The organism is Shewanella inventionis, from assembly GCF_019931735.1.
In the GTDB taxonomy this organism is placed as follows: domain Bacteria; phylum Pseudomonadota; class Gammaproteobacteria; order Enterobacterales; family Shewanellaceae; genus Shewanella; species Shewanella inventionis.
The window spans coordinates 2,485,634-2,500,621 of sequence record NZ_CP082926.1 but is presented as its reverse complement, the minus strand read 5'-3'; the positions used below and the strand labels follow the sequence as shown (position 1 = coordinate 2,500,621).

At 41.1% G+C, this 14,988-nt stretch carries 15 protein-coding genes and 1 pseudogene; 9 read left to right on the top strand and 7 right to left on the bottom strand.

Annotation, left to right across the window (positions count from 1 at the left end; translation table 11 throughout):
* The first annotated feature begins 45 nt into the window (after positions 1-45).
* From K8B83_RS11155 to K8B83_RS11140, 4 genes are all read left to right on the top strand, one after another.
* Positions 46-3,183: a DUF748 domain-containing protein gene (locus K8B83_RS11155; RefSeq protein WP_223417186.1), complete on the top strand. Its 3,138-nt coding sequence runs from the start codon at positions 46-48 to the stop codon at positions 3,181-3,183.
* A 106-nt stretch (positions 3,184-3,289) separates the two neighbouring features.
* Positions 3,290-3,646 carry a glutaredoxin family protein gene (locus K8B83_RS11150; protein ID WP_188740803.1) on the top strand — a complete coding sequence of 119 codons (357 nt, stop codon included), beginning with the start codon at positions 3,290-3,292 and terminating at the stop codon, positions 3,644-3,646.
* Between the two features lie 152 nt (positions 3,647-3,798).
* Entirely contained in the window at positions 3,799-4,248 is a 450-nt protein-coding gene (locus K8B83_RS11145; protein ID WP_223417185.1) for a hypothetical protein, read from the top strand.
* A gap of 216 nt (positions 4,249-4,464) precedes the next feature.
* On the top strand, positions 4,465-4,692 hold the full coding sequence (locus tag K8B83_RS11140) for a DUF2986 domain-containing protein (RefSeq protein WP_188740801.1): 228 nt from the start codon (positions 4,465-4,467) through the stop codon (positions 4,690-4,692).
* A gap of 157 nt (positions 4,693-4,849) precedes the next feature.
* On the opposite strand, the gene K8B83_RS11135 is transcribed toward K8B83_RS11140, so the two are convergent.
* Together K8B83_RS11135 and K8B83_RS11130 are read right to left on the bottom strand one after the other, a co-directional pair.
* The gene (locus tag K8B83_RS11135) at positions 4,850-6,364 is read right to left on the bottom strand and encodes an MATE family efflux transporter (RefSeq protein WP_223417184.1); all 1,515 of its coding nucleotides are present in this window, start codon (positions 6,362-6,364) and stop codon (positions 4,850-4,852) included.
* Between the two features lie 96 nt (positions 6,365-6,460).
* Entirely contained in the window at positions 6,461-7,291 is an 831-nt protein-coding gene (locus K8B83_RS11130) for an ion transporter (RefSeq protein WP_188740799.1), read from the bottom strand.
* Positions 7,292-7,491: 200 nt separating this feature from the next.
* Between K8B83_RS11130 and K8B83_RS11125 the strand changes: the two genes are divergently transcribed.
* Both K8B83_RS11125 and K8B83_RS11120 read left to right on the top strand, forming a co-directional pair.
* Complete coding sequence (locus tag K8B83_RS11125) at positions 7,492-7,974, top strand: L,D-transpeptidase family protein (RefSeq protein ID WP_373284947.1); 483 nt, start codon at positions 7,492-7,494, stop codon at positions 7,972-7,974.
* Between the two features lie 44 nt (positions 7,975-8,018).
* Entirely contained in the window at positions 8,019-8,588 is a 570-nt protein-coding gene (locus K8B83_RS11120) for a VOC family protein (RefSeq protein WP_188740797.1), read from the top strand.
* Between the two features lie 45 nt (positions 8,589-8,633).
* Here K8B83_RS11120 and K8B83_RS11115 read toward each other — a convergent pair whose 3' ends face one another.
* From K8B83_RS11115 to K8B83_RS11095, 5 genes are all read right to left on the bottom strand, one after another.
* Positions 8,634-9,092, bottom strand: coding sequence for a GNAT family N-acetyltransferase (locus tag K8B83_RS11115; RefSeq protein ID WP_223417183.1), 459 nt, complete (start codon positions 9,090-9,092; stop codon positions 8,634-8,636).
* A gap of 54 nt (positions 9,093-9,146) precedes the next feature.
* Positions 9,147-9,962 (bottom strand): M23 family metallopeptidase, encoded by an 816-nt coding sequence (locus K8B83_RS11110; protein ID WP_223420053.1) that lies wholly within the window; start codon positions 9,960-9,962, stop codon positions 9,147-9,149.
* Between the two features lie 118 nt (positions 9,963-10,080).
* Positions 10,081-10,953, bottom strand: coding sequence for a 6-carboxytetrahydropterin synthase (locus K8B83_RS11105; protein ID WP_188740795.1), 873 nt, complete (start codon positions 10,951-10,953; stop codon positions 10,081-10,083).
* A gap of 729 nt (positions 10,954-11,682) precedes the next feature.
* On the bottom strand, positions 11,683-12,387 hold the full coding sequence (locus tag K8B83_RS11100; RefSeq protein WP_188740794.1) for a response regulator: 705 nt from the start codon (positions 12,385-12,387) through the stop codon (positions 11,683-11,685).
* Positions 12,384-13,901, bottom strand: coding sequence for an ATP-binding protein (locus K8B83_RS11095; RefSeq protein ID WP_223417182.1), 1,518 nt, complete (start codon positions 13,899-13,901; stop codon positions 12,384-12,386). The genes K8B83_RS11100 and K8B83_RS11095 overlap by 4 nt, the downstream gene beginning before the upstream one ends.
* Before the next feature lie 135 nt (positions 13,902-14,036).
* On the opposite strand from K8B83_RS11095, the gene K8B83_RS11090 reads away from it, so the two are divergent.
* The 3 genes and pseudogenes from K8B83_RS11090 (at position 14,037) to K8B83_RS11080 (ending at position 14,974) form a co-directional block, all read left to right on the top strand.
* Positions 14,037-14,300, top strand: coding sequence for a hypothetical protein (locus K8B83_RS11090; RefSeq protein WP_188740792.1), 264 nt, complete (start codon positions 14,037-14,039; stop codon positions 14,298-14,300).
* Between the two features lie 81 nt (positions 14,301-14,381).
* Positions 14,382-14,591, top strand: a pseudogene (locus K8B83_RS21735) (hypothetical protein).
* A 20-nt stretch (positions 14,592-14,611) separates the two neighbouring features.
* Positions 14,612-14,974: a hypothetical protein gene (locus K8B83_RS11080; protein ID WP_223417181.1), complete on the top strand. Its 363-nt coding sequence runs from the start codon at positions 14,612-14,614 to the stop codon at positions 14,972-14,974.
* Positions 14,975-14,988 lie beyond the last annotated feature (14 nt).

Here is a 14,988-nt window from a genome sequence, read left to right as displayed (position 1 = left end):
TTACTATGTCTAGCTGTGACCCTGCATTAATCAAGAAAATCTCCTATGACAAGCATTTTTAGCCAAACAATCACTGCCTTTAAACGTCGTCCATCCTATCAAAAATGGCTATTTTGGCTCGTCAGTGCCTATCTACTGTGGTGCATCGTTTTAGGTGGCATCATTCCTGCGATAGCAAAACAACAATTGCCGCAACAATTAAGTGAAATGCTTGGTCGTCACGTCACAGTACAAGACATCCGGATTAATCCTTTCACCACAGAGATCACGCTGAGCGGTTTTACCATCAACGAAGCCAATGACGACACGGCGTTTGTTAGCTTTGAGCGTTTATACGCTAATTTACAAGTGTGGCAATCACTTAGCCTATTCGGCCTTGTGTTAGAAGATGCGGTACTAGACCAGCCCCAAATACGTATAACCCGTAGTCAAGTTAAGCAGCATGATGTCTTTAATTTTAGTGACATCATCGCAAGAATTGCCAGCAAAAGTAGTCCACAACAAGATGAGCCGCAGGCGCAAACCACAGACATGCTATCCATGCGTATGGCAAACATTGAGATAAGACAAGGAACATTTACCCTAGATGATAAAGTGACAGACACCCTTATAAGCTACCCTAGTATTCACTTTACACTGAGCCAATTCGACAGCATCCTTGCCGCAATAGACAACCAGCAAAACTCAGTCAATCAGTTTAAGATCGGCATTGAAGACCAATACAAAGGCGGCTTAACGGTGCAAGGTCAATTGCAATTGTCACCTTTAATGCTAAAAGGCGACATTAATGTTGCTAACATTGACTTATCTCGTTACTGGTCATTTATAGACCAATTGTTTGCCATTAATTTAGCCCAAGGGAAACTAAGCATTAATGGCCACTACAGTATTGCACTGCAAAATAAAGACCTTGCGCCAATCAGTGAGATTTCAATTAGCCGGGGTCGCATTATTATTGACAATATAAAAGCGCTACATCAACAAGATGAAAAGATAGCCATTGACGAACTCGCATTAAACAACATCAATATCAACGTGCTAAACCAACACGTTACCATTGATGAACTGTACACAAAAAAAGGTAAAATAAACCTTAACATTACGCCTACAGGTGCTGATTTAGCCGCCTTATTGCTTCCTAAAAACACCGAGTTAGTGAGCAGTGATGACCAAAGCTTAGCGCAAGAAAACACCGCCAAAGCCGATGAAAAAATCGCTGACGTTGAACAGACTGAACAAGCAACACAAGCAACACAAGCAACACAATCTGGTGAACAAAACCAGCCATGGCTAGTTACCTTAAATAAACTCACTCTAGGCCAGTACCAAGTCACATTGGGCGAAGGCATTGCCAGCGACAACATTATCATTTGGCAACTCGGCCCCATCAATCTCAGCACGGGTAAATTGGTGTCTGATTTTTCAAGCCCTATTGAATATCAATTATCTACTGTGATTAATGAACAAAGCCAATTAAGTTCAAGTGGACAGGTTGACGTACAAGCTCAAAGCATTAACGCCGAAATCGACTTTAATAATATGTCGTTAACTCGCTTGCAGCCTTACATTGACCCTTACATTAATGTCACCATTGAAGATGGCATATTTTCAACCCAAGGTAGCCTAAGTGCTGATGCTAACGACAGGTTAGTTTATCAAGGCAAAGCCCAAATATCGCAACTTGATATTAAAGATAATGTCTTAAAACAGCCTTTATTGAATTGGGAAACCATGGACATAAACCAACTTTCATATGACCGTAAGCAAGCAAAAATTGATATTGATGAGATAAATTTCGACAGCCTATTTAGCCGTTTGATTATCGCAGCAGATCGAAGCACCAATATCAGCCAGTTAATACATGACAATAACCCAGCCCCAGAAACACTAAATGCCCAAAAAACCGAGCCACAATTAGCCAGTGCAGCAACACAAGAGACGGCAAAATCGCAAGATGAATCCCCTGAAATGCAGCTCAACATTAATCGCATTGGTTTTAAAGACAGTTCAGCCTTTTTTGCAGATAACTCACTCACACCAAACTTTGCATCAGGCATTGAGTTACTCAATGGCGACATCATCAATTTATCTTCTAACCCACAAACCACGGCATCAGTGGATTTAGCAGGTAAAATTGATAAATATGCACCCGTTACATTAAAAGGCGATGTAAATCCTCTGTTAGAACAACCCTACTTGGACTTAAATCTCAACTTTAAAAAAGTCGAACTCACGTCAGTCAATCCTTATTCAGGCACCTATGCGGGTTATTACATCGACAAAGGTCAACTGTCATTAGATTTAAACTACAAATTAAAAGACAGCGTGTTAGTCGGAACTAATCACCTCGTGATTGACCAGCTCAAGCTAGGAAAACGCAGCAATAGCGAAGAAGCCACCAGCTTACCAATAAGCCTTGCCGTGGCATTACTGCAAGACCGCCATGGTGTAATCGACTTAGGCGTTGATGTGGCTGGCGACATTAACTCACCCAGCTTTAGTTTTGGCAGTGTCATCATTAATGCCTTAGGCAATGTCATCACAAAAGTGGTGACGTCGCCCTTTTCATTTATTGCAGGTCTTGTGGGCAGTGAAGACGTTATCGATAAAGTCAGCTTTACAGATGGCGCCAGTCTTATTGAACATCAACAACAGTTAACCTTAGACACACTCGCCAGTGCTTTAATTGAACGACCATTGTTAACACTCAATATCAAAGGCAGCGTTGATGTCGCCAATGATAAACCTGCACTAGCAGAGCGAAAATTTCATAAAAAACTGGCAAAAGCAGCCGCAATAAAGCTGCGCGCTTTGCCCACACATTTGTCCGCCAGCCAATTCCCTACAACAGGGCCATTAACCAATGCGCTTTATCTATTGGCCGAACAAGAGTTAGGGCAATTACCCAGTGATATAAAGCAGCAATTACTAACAGAATCGCCAGAACTCAACCAAGAAGAACTCACAACCCGCTTACATATCAGCTTGTACAATCTGTTAAAAAATAATCAGCCCGTTAGCGCCGATGATCTCGGTTTGCTTGCACAGGCTCGTGCCAGTGCAGTTAAGGCTTATTTAGTCGAACAAGGCCAAGTTGATGCTAGTAAAGTATTTGTGCTAGAAAGCCGAATAAACACTCATCAAAATGCATCGGTTGCCATGTTAGAGTTACAAGCAAAGTAGTTAGGCCCTATTATCCAGAGCTAACTTCGAGTAGACTGCGGCTAATTTTTTATTGGCCCGTTATCTAAAATGTAACGGGTTAACCATCATTTTATTGAGGATAAGTATGTTTATTGTTCGCTGGATTTTAGGCCGAATTATTTTGTTATTAAATGTTGTATTTGCACCTAAAAAACGTCAACGCCCACAAGAGCAGCAAGCTGTGATAGATCAACAAACGCAATCACTAGCCCTATACCAATATGCTGCTTGTCCTTTTTGTGTAAAAGTACGTCGTGAAATGCGTCGTCAAAATTTAAACATCCAACTTATTGATGCCAAACAAGCACAAAATAAAGCCTTATTAACCACTGAAGGTGGTAAATTACAAGTCCCTTGTTTACGCATAGAACAAGACGGTCAGACACAATGGTTATACGAATCAAAAGCCATTAACAACTACCTAAATGAACGCTTTGCTTAGTTCCATTACGCATTGATAATAAGCCGCACTTGTTGCGGCTTATTAATTGTACTCAAAAACATCTTTAAGTTAATTTACCTTGCTGTGGGCTATCATCCTTCTAACCGCTTAGGTTATGATTTACACCATTATTTTGCTTTAGGGGTTTATCTGTGTTTAAAAATAGTTTGCTGATATGTAGCGTGGTGTTGTTGAGTGCATGCAGTTCAAGCCCACCCGATCCTATGGAATTTGCCGGACAGTTTCGTGATACCTTCAGTACACAAATTAAAGGCGACGGCATAAAGTTATTTACTTATAAAGCAAAATTGGCCACGGCTACAGATCGTCCCTTACCAAACGATCAACCTCATGACCAAAGAGTCAATCGCCGCAAGCAAGACTTACAAAGTTACTTAATAGAACAACGCAATGCTGAAGAACGGTTAGAACTTTGGCATCAACAAGTGGATTTAGGCTTACAAAAAACCATTGAAATGAGCGGCTATTGTAAAGCCGGCTTTATAGAACTGAATCGTTATGTGGAAATGGATCGAGCTGAAGTAATAGGTGAATGTAACGACGGCGCCACTGAAGAAGACATTAAAAAGTTCGGTCTATAACATCACAACGTGTTATCACCATTGCTTAGCACTAAAGTGTCAACCAAACTCTTTTTGATAAACTGCTGTATACTCCGTAGCAATTAGGCTAAAATTGCCCTCCACTTTTCTCGTGAAGTCGCCGATGGCCGTTAGACCAGCGGCTTCACGTTTTGATAAGCCATTTATCTTCTGCAATGATATGAATAGTTTGTCGTTTACACAGTAAGAAATCTGATGAATAGAAAGCAAGAGATGATCAAAAAGATGGCCAAACGTGCTAAAGCGCGTAAAAATAAAGTTGTGCCATCAAACCCAAGTACTAAACCTGTTGAGCGTTATATTTCAAAGGCCGAGCGTGAAAAAATCGCGTTGGCTGCAGCAGCAGAACAAGCCGCTGCCAATAACGAAGCCGACGTACCGGCTGAAACCGTTGTTGATACGCCCGAAACAAACAAAGAATAAGCCGTTTATTACACGCACTAAAAAGCCCCTATGACAATCGTCATAGGGGCTTTTTAATGCTTGGCAAGAATGTGACCATTCTTACTAGCTTGAACAAAGGGCTCGCTGCGATTTCTGCCTTATTCTAAGCGATTTTGCCAACGCAATCTGTGATCTGTTATTTATCATGATTGGTGTAAGGTTTTTTATCTTGAGCGTCACCCTGTTGTCCTATTTGCTCACACAATGGTGCTTCATCTAGCTGACCCATTTGGGTTCGCCCTGAAGTGGGTAAAGGCGCTGCGACCATATCAATATTTATCGCATCTTCGGCTAACAGCTGTTTGTTAGCATCTGCCGACACACCACTTTGTTGACTGATGCTATCAACGAGTCGATAGGCAAACAGTATGCCGACAACACCAAAAATAATCGCGCCAATAACCTGACCTATAAGCACTCCGTAAACACCGCCCCATTGGGCACCAAAATACACAAATGGTATAGTGCCAATGGTGGCTTTACCCACGTTAAACAAGGTTGAATACTTGGCTTTACCTAAATTATTAAATGAGGCATTAGCAATAAATAAAATCCCTGAAAAAATAAAGAACACCGCAATATACTGACAGAAAAACACGATTAACTCTGCTGCATCACCTTTCATATCAAAACTACTTACAATCACATCCCGCAGCAAAAACAGGATCAACGACATGGCTAAGACATACACCACACAAAATTGAACCGCTTTGGTTAAACTTAAGCGCACACGCTCAAACTCATTTGCGCCAAAGTTTTGCCCAACAATTGGGCCTATCGCACCCGAGAGGGCAAAAATCATCCCAAAAGAAACCGGGATCAGTCGACCTAACACAGCCCAACCAGCCACATAACTGTCACCAAAGTCTGCAATGGCGCGGGTGACTACAGCATTACCAATCGGTGTTGCCACGTTAGTTAACATCGCTGGCGCTGCAATTGAAAAAATCACCCCTAAATCTTGTTTAAATTCCACATAAGAAAATCGGCCCATCAACTTATGCTTAACCACCACACCACGGGCCGAAATAACAAACACGGCAATACGGGCCAATACCGATGCCGCAGCGGCACCTTCTATTCCCATAGACAATGAAAAAATAAAAATAGGATCTAATACCGCATTGACGCCGCCACCAGCCAGTGTCGACATCATAGATAATTTTGCATCGCCAACAGCACGAAGAGCTCCGCCTAATGCCATTGCTAAACATATAAAGGGTAAAGACGGGATCAATATGGTTAAATAACTTTGTGCTAGCTCGGCTGTGCGCCCTGTCGCACCTACCAACGCCAGTAACTCAGGAATAAAACTAAACACCACAATGGCCACCAGCACGCTCGTTAACAAAGTCACTATTGCACTATTTAAAAACAATCGTTTAGCAAGTTTGATATTTTTTGCGCCTACCGCCTTAGACACTAAAGCCCCTAATGCAATCGACAGCCCAATCCCAATAGAGGTAGTAAAAAATGAGATAGTACTGGCATATCCCGCAGCCGCAGCCAATTCAACTTCACCCAATAAACTTAAAAAGAAAATATCGAGTAAATCAACAACAAATAACGCCGAAATGCCGACAGCTGCGGTCGAACTCATCACCAATATGTGACGTAAAATAGGCCCTTCAACAAATTTGGCAGTGGTCATGCTTATCCTTTAAAAAACACCCAGCAAAACCAATCTGGTTGATATAACGCTGGGTGATGAACAGCGGGCTGATATACAATTAGGTAGTAAAATAGGTCAGAGTTTTTCTAACTCACTGCCGCAATGGTTACAATAATCAGCATCGTTATCATGGCCTTTTTTGCCACAATTACTGCATTTACGTAAATCGCGTGTTCGCACCATTTCATGTGAAATCTCAGCAGTTAAAATCCCTGTTGGAATAGCAATAATTGAATAACCAATCAACATGGTTAATGCCGCAATGCCCTGACCTAACGGCGTTTGTGGAGTAATATCACCATAACCAACAGTAGTAATGGTAACCACAGTCCAATACATGGATTTAGGGATTGAGGTAAAACCGTTATTAGGCCCTTCTATCACATACATAATCACACTTAACACCATAATGATTAAGCTGACCGAAAAGAAAAACATAAACACTTTACGGCTAGACTGCACCATGGCTTTTAATAACAAATGGCCATCGCTAAGGTATCGCAACAGCTTTAACACCCTAAACACACGAAACAAGCGCAACACGCGAAGCGCTAAAGCCACGTTAGCCCCAGGAAAGATCAAGCCTAGGTAGCTGGGTAAAATTGACACTAAATCGACAATCCCAAAAAAACTGCGGGCATAATGTAACCGATTAAGTGAGCAATATAATCGTAATATGTACTCAACGGTAAACAATACCGTAAAGCTCCATTCAGCGATACTAATTAACTGTCCATATTGCTCATTAATATGCTCAATCGTGTCAATAAAAATCAACAGCACGCTCAACACAATGCATATCATCAAAATAATATCGAAACGTTTACCTTGTGCTGTTTCAGTACCAAAAATGACACTTCGTAATTGTTGTTTAAGTGGGTTGTCCACTTTTTCTTCAGTATTCATTTCAGATTTCACTATATTAGGCAATCTTTTAGGCCAACGTGCAAATAAACCCAGTTAACTCAGTATCAATTAACCTTTGTTATCGTTAAAATCTAACATTGACTGCCGGGTGTTAACATTCGGAATAAGTCATTTTACAATAAAAATTAAAATGGTCATTGATTTACGGAGATTTCATGCGCGCGCTGTCCATATTATTCATGTTGGTATCTTTAAGCCCTCTGTTGGTAAATGCTTCATCATCACAGGCATTACACGCAAAAGTCGATCTTGTTGTTGTAAACAAGTCTGAATCTCGTTTATCAGTTATGCGCGACGGCAAAATAGTCAAAAGTTACCTTATTGCCATGGGTGATATGCCACAAGGCCATAAATTAAAAGAAGGTGATCAACGTACCCCTCAAGGCCGCTACACATTAGATTATAAAAAATCCGACAGCGCCTTCTATAAATCGATTCATATTTCATACCCTAACGAAGAAGATAAATTACGTGCTGATGCCTTAGGAATAAGTGCTGGCGGGATGATCATGATCCACGGTGAGAATCCTCGCTCTCCATTACCGCCAGAAGAAGCACAAAAATACAACTGGACCAACGGTTGTATCGCCGTGACCAACAAAGAAATGGACGAGCTTTGGCAAATGATTGATGCGGGCACGCCGATTGAAATCTGGCCATAAACCACAGCCATGAATACCGCTTTTTGTTAAATTTGAGTAAGCAAATGAATTACCAACAGTTACAACACACCTGGGCTGACTTTAGCCTGCAAATAAATGCCTTTATTGAGCAATTAGGCCTAGATCATTTATGTTTGCAGGCAGATCACGCCGCCTTACGTGTAAACCACCATCAAACAGCGCAGCTTTTAGCAGATGAGTTTAGTCAACATGGTGACATTATCTCCAACAATATGATCAACGGCAGACCCATTTTAATCATCAAGTTAACCAAGCCGTTAATCATGGGCAAAATGCAAATTGACTGTGTTGAGTTGCCCTTTCCGTCAGATAAAACCTACCCAGTTGAAGGTTGGGAACATATTGAATTAGTGTTTCCGTCGCAAGCGCAAACCTGTGAAGCACTCGTGGCAGAACTGATTGAGCAAGTCCCACAATTGGCAAGTATTATTGATAATGCTCATGCTGGTATCGGTGAAATTAACATAAAACTCAGTTCACCTAAAGGCGATAACGAGCGTTTAGCCAACCCAACTATCGCTTTTAAAACTAAGGGGATTTGTGTAAAAGTGCATCCTCATGATATTCAAACCATTATCGCCAGCGAACAGTAAAATCGTTACACGACTCGGGCATAATCAACGCTGTTCTTAACTCTCTTAATCAATGACTTTGGTCATAAACAGACTATTAGGATCAGCTTGATAGTCTGCAAATGGGCCGCAGTATTCAAAGCCATGGCGTTGATACAAACGTCTTGCGGGGGCAAAAAAATCCATTGAGCCAGTTTCTAAACTCAACTGCTGATAACCACGACGTTTCGCCTCACTGAGCAAATGCAACAACAACGCTGTCGCCACGCCCTGGTTTCTCGCGGCTGCAGCTGTACGCATTGACTTAATTTCACCATGGGCTTTATTAAGCTCTTTTATTGCCACACAACCAAGAACGACATTATGTTGCTTTGCACACCAAAAGGTAATACTTGGATGTTTTAATGCATCTATATCTAATGCATGCACGCTTTCGGGTGGCGAGGTGGCATACATGTCCGCTAAATGTGCTTGTAATAACTCAATTACACCTGTGCTTTGCAAATCATCTAGCTGTATGTGCATCTAACCACCTTATTAGCTTGGCCAACACCAGGCGCGAGTTCACTTTTTAATAAATCAGTTTGCCGACTGCTGGGCAGCTAATACTTTTTCCATTGGCGGTACAATTGATACAGGGTCTAAACGCATTTGAAACCAGTTTAAGCGCCAATCTAAATGCGGACCAGTTACTCGGCCTGTTGCGCCAATTTCTGCCACTTTATCGCCCTGCGCTACTTTGTCGCCAACGTTTAAATACAATTTACTGAGGTGTAAAAAACTAGAACTCACGCCATAGCCGTGGTCAATAATTACAGTACCACCTGAATAAAACATATCAGGTTCTGCTAACGTAATGACGCCATCAGCAGGCGCAACAACTACGGTTCCAGTTGGGCGCGCAACATCAACACCAAAATGAGGATTTCCAGGAACATCGTTATACACTCGCTGACTACCATAAACGCCTGATATTCGGCCTGTAACAGGCCAAATAAACGACTGCATAAAGGCTTGCTGTTCTGTGAATATGTTTCGTGCGGCTCGGGTTTGTTCAGCATCTTTAACCGCTCTTGCCTGCGCAACAGGGTCAGGCTTCATAATGGTTTGACTAATGCCGCTTACTCGGTCAATTTTATATTGTTTGGCGGCGATTTTTAGCGGCTTAATTTCTGTCAAACCATCAGGATAAGTCACTTTCAACATCTGATCTGATTTGGCATCGCGATCAAAACCAATAGCAAACTGCCCATTTGGCGTTACTTTTACAGGTTCACCATTCAGTAAAATTTTACTGCCTGGCGGCACAGTACCGCGAACTAATGCGCCTTGTTCAAATGTACCTTGAAAAGTCACGGCCATTGCAGCTGTACTGCACACACAAGCACAAAACATCGCGGCAGTGGTTAGTGTCTTTAATGGTGATTGCAAAAAAACATCACGTTGAATTCCTTGTATTAAACACAAAAAGATAAAAAAAGGGCCACCTTCTGGCAGCCCAAATTTGAATATATTAACCTTTAACCGCAATAGCCCCTTTACCAATACCCTCATATGCGATGACTTTAAAATGACTTTCAGGCACCTTGCTTGCCAAGGTACTGGCCATATAGTCTGCTAACAACTCAACAGTGGTATCGTGAGGAATTAAATCACAACATTGTTTTGGCATGGCCAACTGAAAATCACCTTGTGGCGCCATGTAGTGAAAACCAAAATGGGTTTCGTCATTGATATTAGTTTGCTTTGACAGCTCTAGCGTATTGACTGACACAAGATCTTCTTCAGTACCTAAGTACACATCTTGCCAACGATCTGCCCAATATTGGTCCCATTTAGGTTCGGCAATGCCGTTTTCAAATACGGTAACAGGACTGCGGTGTCCGTGAGCAATACGTTGGCAATTACCGTCGTGTTTACGTAAACCATGACTGTAATGATAATACGGCGTATTTAACACTTCACTGCGCAGAGTTAAGCTGATCCCTTGCACATTTTCAGGTAATACTTCGCGAAGGGCTTTTTTTAAAAAATCGTTAACACTTTCATAATCAATAATGTCAGTTGGGATCAAAGCAAATGCTTGTGATGGGCATGCAAGGTGGATATCCCCTTTTTGACTCGAAAAGTCCATCCATACTCTGTCACCCTTTTGTTGCCAGCGCACTTCACTGCAAGCTGTAGGAATGAGCAAGCGATGATCAGCGACATCGTCGATGGTATTTTTAATGGTGCGTTTTACCTTAGCGAAATCTAACACCATATTTTGATCATCTAAGCCGCCATCAAGCAGAACATCAACAATCCAGCTTTCACCCACCATGCCTCTAATTGGGCACAGGTAAGAAAAATCAATAACGGTTAAATCTTTTACAAACAGTTGCATTAATGCTCCTAGGCAGAAAAACAGTCCACCTCAGTATAAATGTATTCCGAATGGCCAGTGCCAGTGGAAAAGTATCTTATGAACTTGTTATAGGCCATTGCTTACACAGTTAGCAAAGTACACTCTACAAAACAACACCAATAACAGCCACATTCTAAACAAAAGCCAGCCACTGGGCGAGTAAACAAAAGTATTTAACGAAAAAAAACCATGAAGATACCGATTTATCGAACTTTAATGCAAAAAGATGCCTGATAGAACCACAGAGCCTAAGAAAAAAATAAAGATTGTAAACGGTCAATGAGATCCAATTATTGCAATGATTGATAAAATTTTGGCGTTAGCGACCTAAGAGATAGTGATTTTTTGATCAGCAAAATAAACCAAAATGAATATTATGCTTTGTAAAAAAGCAGAGTGACGTTAATCAATGTTATTCAAAAATTACAACTCACCTGAACTGTGAATAACAAATGCTGTAGCAAATCAGTAAGATTGCTCTGTTAATTTAGTCGAATCGTCATGAGTCAAAAATACAATCAATAGGCTAATAACCATAAATGATTGACAACACAACAGTAAATAAATCATCAATGAAAACATAAATATAAACCTGAAAGTCCTTTTACAGGTATATTACTCAGCAAATGTGCAGACAGGGTGCAGATATTGAGGATAAAGAGTAAATTGATGCCTTAAATGGCCATATTTAAGCTTAACGCGGGCTTATCACTCTACTTTATAGCCAACCCCATAAATAGAATGCAATACTTCTTTTTGTTTTGTAACTTGAGCCAGTTTGTGGCGTAAGTTTTTAACATGGCTATCAATTGTACGTGAGCTGACAATACGATCATCGACGTAGCACACTTGCATTAAACTGTCGCGAGAATGGACAACCCCAGGGCGTTTAAGCAAGGTTTGTAACAACCTAAACTCTACCGGTGTAAGCTCAACCTCTTGTTGATCAACGTGACACTTAAAGCGTTCAATATTTAAATCGATATGCTTATAGCGAATAATTTGCTCATTCTGGCTACCTTGGGTGTTTTCTACCCGTCTTAAAATGGTTTTAACTCTAGCGACCACTTCACGGGCCGAAAACGGCTTACACACATAATCATCAGCACCTAGCTCAAGCCCCATTAAACGGTCAATTTCATCGACTCTGGCGGTGAGCATTAATACTGGTAACATAGAAAACTGGCGAATTTCTCTACAAATCGTTAAGCCATCTTTGTAAGGCAGCATTAAATCTAAAATCACAAAGTCAATTGCCTTGGTTTTAATGGTCTCAATTACATCACGACCATCATATTGAACCAGCGTGTTAAATCCTTCTAACTGCAAGAAATCCACTAAAATTTGCGCTATTTTAGGTTCATCTTCTACCACTAAGACTGTCATCGGTTGCTGATGAGCAAATCCACTCATAATGAGTTCCTCAACAAAGGTAATTGAACTTTAATACATAATCCGCCCATATTTGATGGCGCGGCACTAATAGAGCCATTATGTGCTTCAACAATGTTTTTACAAATAGTCAATCCTAAACCCGCACCACTACCTCTGCGTGTCCTTGCACTGTCTTGACGATAAAGAGGTTCAAAAAGGCATTCACATTCTGCTTCGGATGCACTGGGCTTGGTGTCATTAATAATCAAATAGATCATATTGGCTTTTTGAATTAACTGAACATTGATTTCACCAGGGCTATCAGTATAGGCCATCGCATTCATCAATAAATTGATGAATAATTGTTCTAACCTTCTCACATCAGCCGACACAAACAGCATGGGAGTAATCTGTTTGGTTAACGTTAAGCCTTTGTCTTGAATGGTTGCGGTAATGCTCGTCAGTGTCGTTTCTAATGACTCGCTAATATTAACACTTTTTAAATGGTATCTAAGGCCACCAACGTCAGACAAAGACAACTCATACAAATCATCAACCAGGTGCTTCATTCTTAACACCTCTTGTTCAATAGAGGTTAACTGCACATGATCAAATGGCCTTATGCCCGCTTTAATCGAATCTATTTCACCACATAAAATACTTAAAGGGGTTCTCAATTCATGCGATATATCGGCTAACCAACGGTTTTTGGCGCTACGATTTTTAGCTAATGTCATTGCTAGATGATCAATGTTTGTCATTAACATTCCTAGTTCATCAGCTCGTTTATTATCTGCTAAACGTTGGTCATAATCACCCTTAGACAAATACGATACGCCCAACATCACCTGATTTACTGGCACCAACAAAAAGCGAGCCAACCACCAGGCTAATGCACTGGCAAGCAATAAACAAACAAGGCCTATCGCCAAGCTAGTCCAGCGTTGCTGTTTTGCAAAAGCTGTAGCAGAAGATGACTCTATTTCTCGTATTGGGTTACTCAATATATAACCAACAACTTGCTGGTTATACACTAATGGATAGCTAATACTGTTGGCTTTTTTATCGATGACCGTTCCCGCTATATATTGCTCTTCAGCTGAATACAACCCGGTTGGTGGCCCACCACGATGCTTGTTCGCTACCGGCGGTCTTAAATGTGGTGGAGGCGAACGAGGACCTTGTCTGGCCTGTTCTGGTAAACGATCAGGAGCCCTATTTGCTGATCGTGGTGGCATATTAACACCCTCAGCATTGGTATCCCGCGGGATCCTAGGCTGTGGAGAATGGGCTAAAATCGCCTGATTCAAGGTGTTTTGACTCACGGAGTGCCAAGTAATTAATGATTCACCTTCCTCGATGGGTTGAGGAGAACTTGCCGCATAAAGTGTGAGTAAATCTTCTGATAAACTGGCCAAACGTTCTTGTTCTAAACTGTTTATATAGTCTAAAAAACCTTGATCGAAACTCCACCTCGCTAACGATAACGTGGCGATAAGTACAATACTGGTTAAGCCAACAAAGGCTAAAAATAATTTTTGAGAGATTTGCATAAATTACAGTATAACCAGCAATATAGCCGCAAACTAGTCAGTTGTAATTTCTGATTATAATCTCCTTGATTTCTGCACACTTTCTTCACAATCATCAGATATATTACTCGTAATACCTAACCAAGGAGCGTCACCATGACCCTTAACCCAATCAGTATTGGTTTTGTTACACTGAGTTTACTTGTATCTGCAAGTGTGTTGGCTAATCCACCAGGAGGCAAGCCACCACAAGAAGCAATAGAGGCATGTGCAAATAGTGCTGAAAATACTCAGGTTAGCTTTGAAACCCCTCGTGGTGATAGCATTGAAGCAACCTGTCAATTGATCAATGGTGAGCTTGTTGCCGTACCGGATAACCCACCAGAAGATATGCAACAAGGCCAAAAGAAACGCAACTAACACTTTTAGCTAGGGTCTGTTGACCTTTGCTGGTTAAATTTTGTTCGAGTTAAAAACGTTTTAATCGAGGCGAATGGATTGATGCCTAGTCATCTAAGCAAAATCCATTCAACAAAGAGTAAAACGTTTTTAGCCGAACCTTTCAGGCAGTGTTTGTTGGCCATTTTTACTGCGTTATCGACTTTTTATGTAGAATAACTACACATCAAAGTCTCTGCCTTGTATAAAAGACCAACAATTCGCTGCAAAAACAACCTTGAAAGATCAACAGACCCTAAACATTCATTTTAGATCGTTGATGAGGAGTTAATATGCAAGTGACTAGCAGCAGTACATCGTTTCAAATGTCTTCGACAGAAAATACACAACGTCCACCAAGACCAGATGGTCCGCCGCCGCCAAAAGACGGTGTACCACCTGGGTTAGAAAACGCGGTATCTTCATTAACCGAAGAGGAGCAACAATCAACTTCTGAAATGTTAGCCTCATTAACTCAAGAACAGCAGGTCGAGTTAAAATCGGTTTTAGATGAGTTAAAGCCTATGACTGAAGGTCTGTCAGATGAAGATATCGGCAGTATTTTTTATGAAGCTTTGAGCAATATTTACAACAATGGTGAAACAGAAACTGCCAGCAGTACATCATCAACGGTTAATGTAGACGTATACGCATAGTGCTAGTGTACTAA

Coding starts and splice junctions, on each gene's coding strand:
- K8B83_RS11155 (WP_223417186.1), top strand. CDS start 46: ATGACAAGCATTTTTAGCCAAACAATCACTGCCTTTAAACGTCGTCCA.
- K8B83_RS11150 (WP_188740803.1), top strand. CDS start 3,290: ATGTTTATTGTTCGCTGGATTTTAGGCCGAATTATTTTGTTATTAAAT.
- K8B83_RS11140 (WP_188740801.1), top strand. CDS start 4,465: ATGAATAGAAAGCAAGAGATGATCAAAAAGATGGCCAAACGTGCTAAA.
- K8B83_RS11135 (WP_223417184.1), bottom strand. CDS start 6,364: ATGACCACTGCCAAATTTGTTGAAGGGCCTATTTTACGTCACATATTG.
- K8B83_RS11130 (WP_188740799.1), bottom strand. CDS start 7,291: ATGAATACTGAAGAAAAAGTGGACAACCCACTTAAACAACAATTACGA.
- K8B83_RS11125 (WP_373284947.1), top strand. CDS start 7,492: ATGTTGGTATCTTTAAGCCCTCTGTTGGTAAATGCTTCATCATCACAG.
- K8B83_RS11120 (WP_188740797.1), top strand. CDS start 8,019: ATGAATTACCAACAGTTACAACACACCTGGGCTGACTTTAGCCTGCAA.
- K8B83_RS11115 (WP_223417183.1), bottom strand. CDS start 9,092: ATGCACATACAGCTAGATGATTTGCAAAGCACAGGTGTAATTGAGTTA.
- K8B83_RS11110 (WP_223420053.1), bottom strand. CDS start 9,962: ATGTTTTGTGCTTGTGTGTGCAGTACAGCTGCAATGGCCGTGACTTTT.
- K8B83_RS11105 (WP_188740795.1), bottom strand. CDS start 10,953: ATGCAACTGTTTGTAAAAGATTTAACCGTTATTGATTTTTCTTACCTG.
- K8B83_RS11100 (WP_188740794.1), bottom strand. CDS start 12,387: ATGAGTGGATTTGCTCATCAGCAACCGATGACAGTCTTAGTGGTAGAA.
- K8B83_RS11095 (WP_223417182.1), bottom strand. CDS start 13,901: ATGCAAATCTCTCAAAAATTATTTTTAGCCTTTGTTGGCTTAACCAGT.
- K8B83_RS11090 (WP_188740792.1), top strand. CDS start 14,037: ATGACCCTTAACCCAATCAGTATTGGTTTTGTTACACTGAGTTTACTT.
- K8B83_RS11080 (WP_223417181.1), top strand. CDS start 14,612: ATGCAAGTGACTAGCAGCAGTACATCGTTTCAAATGTCTTCGACAGAA.